This window comes from Lonsdalea britannica, from assembly GCF_002111595.1.
Taxonomy (GTDB): domain Bacteria; phylum Pseudomonadota; class Gammaproteobacteria; order Enterobacterales; family Enterobacteriaceae; genus Lonsdalea; species Lonsdalea britannica.
On record NZ_LUTN01000040.1, the window covers coordinates 1 to 3279 of the forward strand.

Below are 3279 nucleotides of genomic sequence, written 5' to 3' on the forward strand. Positions count from 1 at the left end.
TGCCTGGCAGTTCCCTACTCTCACATGGGGAGACCCCACACTACCATCGGCGCTACGGCGTTTCACTGCTGAGTTCGGCATGGGGTCAGGTGGGACCACCGCGCTATCGCCGCCAGGCAAATTCTGTTTCATCCCAACCGTTACGTCCTACTTCCACGCAACCATCAGAACCAATCTTCGAACAAGCTGAATACGTCTCTCTAAAAACACCTTCGGTGTTGTAAGGTTAAGCCTCTCGGGTCATTAGTACTGGTTAGCTCAACGTATCGCTACGCTTACACATCCAGCCTATCTACGTCGTCGTCTTCAACGGCCCTTCAGGGGACTCAAGGTCCCAGGGAAGACTCATCTCGGGGCAAGTTTCCCGCTTAGATGCTTTCAGCGGTTATCTCTTCCGCACTTAGCTACCGGGCAATGCCATTGGCATGACAACCCGAACACCAGTGGTGCGTTCACTCCGGTCCTCTCGTACTAGGAGCAACCCCCCTCAATCTTCCAACGCCCACGGCAGATAGGGACCGAACTGTCTCACGACGTTCTAAACCCAGCTCGCGTACCACTTTAAACGGCGAACAGCCGTACCCTTGGGACCTACTTCAGCCCCAGGATGTGATGAGCCGACATCGAGGTGCCAAACACCGCCGTCGATATGAACTCTTGGGCGGTATCAGCCTGTTATCCCCGGAGTACCTTTTATCCGTTGAGCGATGGCCCTTCCATTCAGAACCACCGGATCACTAAGACCTGCTTTCGCACCTGCTCGAGCCGTCACTCTCGCAGTCAAGCTAGCTTATGCCTTTGCACTAACCTCCTGATGTCCGACCAGGATTAGCTAACCTTCGTGCTCCTCCGTTACTCTTTGGGAGGAGACCGCCCCAGTCAAACTACCCACCAGACACTGTCCGCAACCCCGATTAGGGGCCCACGTTAGAACATCAAACATTAAAGGGTGGTATTTCAAGGTTGGCTCCATGCAGACTGGCGTCCACACTTCAAAGCCTCCCACCTATCCTACACATCAAGGCTCAAGGTTCAGTGTCAAGCTATAGTAAAGGTTCACGGGGTCTTTCCGTCTTGCCGCGGGTACACTGCATCTTCACAGCGAGTTCAATTTCACTGAGTCTCGGGTGGAGACAGCCTGGCCATCATTACGCCATTCGTGCAGGTCGGAACTTACCCGACAAGGAATTTCGCTACCTTAGGACCGTTATAGTTACGGCCGCCGTTTACCGGGGCTTCGATCAAGAGCTTCGCCTTGCGGCTGACCCCATCAATTAACCTTCCGGCACCGGGCAGGCGTCACACCGTATACGTCCACTTTCGTGTTTGCACAGTGCTGTGTTTTTATTAAACAGTTGCAGCCAGCTGGTATCTGCGACTGGTATCAGCTCCGGGAGCAAGTCCCTTCACCAACACCAGCGTGCCTTCTCCCGAAGTTACGGCACCATTTTGCCTAGTTCCTTCACCCGAGTTCTCTCAAGCGCCTTGGTATTCTCTACCTGACCACCTGTGTCGGTTTGGGGTACGATTTCGTGTTACCTGGAGCTTAGAGGCTTTTCCTGGAAGCTTGGCATCGGCTACTTCATCACCGTAGTGACTCGTCATCACGCCTCAGTGTTAATGATGTTCCGGATTTACCAAAAACATCCACCTACACGCTTAAACCGGGACAACCGTCGCCCGGATAACCTAGCCTTCTCCGTCCCCCCTTCGCAGTAACACCAAGTACAGGAATATTAACCTGTTTCCCATCGACTACGCCTTTCGGCCTCGCCTTAGGGGTCGACTCACCCTGCCCCGATTAACGTTGGACAGGAACCCTTGGTCTTCCGGCGTGCGGGTTTTTCACCCGCATTATCGTTACTTATGTCAGCATTCGCACTTCTGATACCTCCAGCAACCCTCACAGGCCACCTTCGCAGGCTTACAGAACGCTCCCCTACCCAACAACACCTAAGTGTCGCTGCCGCAGCTTCGGTGCATGGTTTAGCCCCGTTACATCTTCCGCGCAGGCCGACTCGACCAGTGAGCTATTACGCTTTCTTTAAATGATGGCTGCTTCTAAGCCAACATCCTGGCTGTCTGGGCCTTCCCACATCGTTTCCCACTTAACCATGACTTTGGGACCTTAGCTGGCGGTCTGGGTTGTTTCCCTCTTCACGACGGACGTTAGCACCCGCCGTGTGTCTCCCGTGATAACATTCTTCGGTATTCGTAGTTTGCATCGAGTTGGTAAGCCGGGATGGCCCCCTAGTCGAAACAGTGCTCTACCCCCGAAGATGAGTTCACGAGGCGCTACCTAAATAGCTTTCGGGGAGAACCAGCTATCTCCCGGTTTGATTGGCCTTTCACCCCCAGCCACAAGTCATCCGCTAATTTTTCAACATTAGTCGGTTCGGTCCTCCAGTTAGTGTTACCCAACCTTCAACCTGCCCATGGCTAGATCACCGGGTTTCGGGTCTATACCCTGCAACTTAACGCCCAGTTAAGACTCGGTTTCCCTGCGGCTCCCCTATTCGGTTAACCTTGCTACAGAATATAAGTCGCTGACCCATTATACAAAAGGTACGCAGTCACCCTGATAAATCAAGGCTCCCACTGCTTGTACGTACACGGTTTCAGGTTCTATTTCACTCCCCTCGCCGGGGTTCTTTTCGCCTTTCCCTCACGGTACTGGTTCACTATCGGTCAGTCAGGAGTATTTAGCCTTGGAGGATGGTCCCCCCATATTCAGACAGGATAACACGTGTCCCGCCCTACTCATCGAACTCACAACTCATGCCTCTTCGTGTACGGGACTATCACCCTCTGTCGTGCGACTTTCCAGACGCTTCCACTAAGACACAAACTGATTCAGGTTCTGGGCTCCTCCCCGTTCGCTCGCCGCTACTAGGGGAATCTCGGTTGATTTCTTTTCCTCGGGGTACTGAGATGTTTCAGTTCCCCCGGTTCGCCTCATGTCACTATGTATTCATGACATGATAGTGCAACGGATTGCACTGGGTTTCCCCATTCGGGTATCGTCGGGTATAACGGTTCATATCACCTTACCGACGCTTATCGCAGATTAGCACGCCCTTCATCGCCTCTGACTGCCTAGGCATCCACCGTGTACGCTTAGTCACTTAACCTCACAACCCGAAGGTGTTTCGTAAAACACTTCGCGCTGCGATTATTTGAGAGACTCTGATACAACCAAATCACATCTCAGTACTGCACGGAGAGATATGTTCAGCTGCATCGTTTCAAATTTCAGCTTGTTCCAGATTGTTAAAGAGC

The 3279-nt window shown here is 52.8% G+C and carries 2 rRNA genes; both read right to left on the reverse strand.

What is annotated here, in order from left to right:
* Position 1 precedes the first annotated feature (1 nt).
* Positions 2 to 117, reverse strand: a 5S ribosomal RNA gene (gene rrf, locus AU509_RS17630).
* A gap of 105 nt (positions 118 to 222) precedes the next feature.
* Positions 223 to 3131, reverse strand: a 23S ribosomal RNA gene (locus tag AU509_RS17635).
* Between the last annotated feature and the right edge of the window lie 148 nt (positions 3132 to 3279).